The 2,800-nt window shown below is 64.4% G+C and carries 4 protein-coding genes; all 4 read right to left on the bottom strand.

Annotated features, from left to right (window positions below; genetic code table 11):
- Positions 1–843, bottom strand: an 843-nt coding sequence (locus CWO89_RS42700; protein WP_130584195.1) for a hypothetical protein, incomplete at its 3' end; no start/stop codon positions are given.
- A 155-nt stretch (positions 844–998) separates the two neighbouring features.
- Positions 999–1,202, bottom strand: coding sequence for a hypothetical protein (locus CWO89_RS42695; RefSeq protein ID WP_130231764.1), 204 nt, complete (start codon positions 1,200–1,202; stop codon positions 999–1,001).
- Between the two features lie 296 nt (positions 1,203–1,498).
- On the bottom strand, positions 1,499–2,155 hold the full coding sequence (locus CWO89_RS42690) for a glutathione S-transferase family protein (protein ID WP_130584194.1): 657 nt from the start codon (positions 2,153–2,155) through the stop codon (positions 1,499–1,501).
- A 96-nt stretch (positions 2,156–2,251) separates the two neighbouring features.
- Positions 2,252–2,800, bottom strand: a 549-nt coding sequence (tolA, locus tag CWO89_RS46570; protein WP_502702957.1) for a cell envelope integrity protein TolA, incomplete at its 5' end; no start/stop codon positions are given.

The following is a 2,800-nucleotide window of genomic DNA, read 5'->3' as shown; positions in this document are numbered from 1 at the left end:
CGCGGAACGTGGCGCAGGCGGAGCTGCGGTCGTGGCAGCCGTCGCGGAAAGCGGCGGCTTCGGTGCGGGCTCAGGCGTCATGATGCTGATCGGAGGGGTGTTCGCGGCCGACGGAAACTCGGCGTTGGTAGGTTTGCCGGTCGGGAGGGATGGCGGCAGTGCTCCGAGCACCCCTGCTCCGGCCGCCGCTGCAATGGCAGGCGCCGGCGCGTTCCACGACGGCGCGTAGCGGGTGATCAGGTTCTCATAGAGGCGCTCGTCCATATTGGACGCGATCTGCTGGCTGGTCCCGAGCGAACCGAACGCCGCGCATGAAGCCGGCGTGCAATGGTCTCGTGCCATCAGCACATAGGCCATGAGCCCGTAGCGGTCGCGCTCGATCGCGCGCCGCAGCGCCTGCAGTTCGGGCGACGTGTTGCGCTCGGCGGTCGCGAGATCGCCCAACGACGTCAGGCGGGTAATCTGGGAAGCCGCATAGGCGACCGCGGCAGCCGCAGAGTCGGCGGAACCGAACAACACCTTTTCGCAGGCGTTCAGCACGGCATCGCCCGCGAGGTCATCGATGCAGGCCAGCGCGGCTGGCGCCGCGACGACCGGCTGTGCCGAACGCACATCAGCGGAAGCAAGCCGGCTACCGGAATCGAAGCCACGAATGGTCGCGGCAGCAGCGACCGCAATCGCAAGCAAGGTGATGACCGTCAACGCGCCGTTGGCCACGGATTTCTCCGCGCGCAACAGCGTGATCAACAGGATCACCCCAAAAAATCCTGCAGCGGCCAGCGTCAGCCACATCGGAAAAGTCGCGGAGCGCCAGATGTGATCCAGCGAAGAAGCCCAGCTCATACGCGATGTCCCTCAACGCAGCATAAAACACAGTTGCCAAAGGCGAACGCCTCCTTTCGGGCATTCGCCCCTCGGCAGAGTCGTTCTGCGAACGGGGCCTTTTGACGGCGACCCATCAGGGAACCGCGCCAACCGGGTGCTTGCGCACAGCTCTCTCAGGACAGGGCGAGCTGGCTTTCCTTGGCAACCCGTTCGAAAGCTTCGGTCGAGCTTTTGATGCGGTACTGGCAATCGTCACCGTCGGTCGGCAGCAGCCGGACCACCTGATAGGTCCCGGTAGCGGCCGGACGAGACACGTTGCTCGCAGTGAAATAGACAGTCTCTCCAACGCCGTACTTGTGCTTCAACGCCCTCTCCATTTTCTTGGATCGTCGGCCGCGCCGCCTTAGGTCCCACAGCAGCGGCCAACATTGAGAACCCTGCGTCAAGCTAGCACAGCAACGGCCCCAAAATCCAGCGGGATCGGGGCAAGGCAAATACACGAAATTTGCAGATTTTTCAGCGTGATAGGAGGTTTTCCGGCGACTGAGCCGCGTTCCACGGCGACAACAGCGAAAAGTTCGGGTTCCCGCGATCAGCCGCTATGGGGCGGCTTGCCATTCGCGCTCGCACGGAAGGTACTGGGCCGGCACCTGGGCGAGCTGGGTCGACCGGATTAGACGGTCTCGAACCGCTCGATGATGAGCGTTTCAGCAAGCCCGTCGCGCGTCCACTCCTGGAACGCCGGCAGCGACGTCATCGCATCGACATAGGCCTGCGCCTCGGGCTTCACCGGGATCGCATAGGTGCGGAAGCGATGCACGACGGGGGCGAACATCGCATCCGCGCCGGAGAACACCCCGAACAGGAACGGCCCCTGCTTGCCGTAGCGCGCGTGGCAGTCCGCCCAGATTTCCTGGATCCTCGCGACATTGGCGCGAGCGTCGTCTGACAAGGGGACCGCCCGGATCGGGCGATGCAGGTTCATGCCGCATTCATTGCGCAGGGGCATGAAGCCCGAATGCATCTCCGCGGAGACCGAGCGCGCATGGGCGCGGGCCGCGCGATCCTCAGGCCACAGTCTTGTTTCCGGATATTTCTCGGCGAGGTATTCGATGATCGCCAGCGAATCCCAGACCGTGACATCGCCATCGATCAGCGTCGGTACCTTGCCGGCACGCGAGAAGCTCAGGATCCGATCCTTGTCCGCCTTCACATCGGTGTAGAGCGGGATGAAGATTTCCTCGAACGGGATGTTGTTAGCGCGCAGCGCCAGCCACGGCCGCATCGACCATGACGAATAGTTTTTGTTGCCGATGACGAGCTTCAACATGTGCGGGAATCCGGTTGGATTGCTATTTTGCCATAGCGCGGCGCGGTCGTCCAACCGGCAGGCGATCGCCGCCCATTGCGACTTCACGCGACAAGCCTAGGAAGGAAAATCCTGCGGCGTGAAGCTGAGGTCGATCGTCTTCCACTCGCCATAGCGATCGGCCGGGAGCATCGTGTAGGGCTGGCACGCCTCCAGTGCACTCATCGCGCCACGCATCAGCATCGGTCCCTTCTCGGACGCACTCGCCTCGATCAGCAGAGGCTCGTCGGCGAGCCGCCCCTGCGGCGTCAAGAACACGCGCAGCGTGACCTTGACGTCGTCGGAAGGCTTTAGCGATGCCGGCAGCTTCGAGCACGTCTTGAGATGGCGGCGAAACTCGGCGACGACGCTCGGGGTGAGGTCGGCTGCCCTAACTGCCGGCGCATCGAAATCGTCGTCGACCTTGCCACCGTAGCGCGCGGCCGGGGGTGGGGCTGGTGCCGCCATCGGCGGGAGGGCCGGCGGCAGGCCGAGCTGGACATGGTATTTGATCGAGAGATCAGGCTCCGGCGGCGTGTAGGCTGGGCCGCCCGCCGGCTTTGCCGCGACCTGCGGCTGAGCCGAAGCTGATTCCGCCGGTGCCGGCTGCTTCTCGTGGGGCGGCGG

The sequence above is a fragment of the Bradyrhizobium sp. Leo170 genome, assembly GCF_004296405.1.
GTDB lineage: Bacteria > Pseudomonadota > Alphaproteobacteria > Rhizobiales > Xanthobacteraceae > Bradyrhizobium.
The sequence above is the reverse complement of the archived record's forward strand: the minus strand, read 5'-3'. Positions and strand labels throughout refer to the sequence as shown.

What these genes read in the sequence shown, in the direction of transcription:
- CWO89_RS42695 (WP_130231764.1), bottom strand. Translation starts at nt 1,202, where the DNA reads ATGGAGAGGGCGTTGAAGCACAAGTACGGCGTTGGAGAGACTGTCTAT.
- CWO89_RS42690 (WP_130584194.1), bottom strand. Translation starts at nt 2,155, where the DNA reads ATGTTGAAGCTCGTCATCGGCAACAAAAACTATTCGTCATGGTCGATG.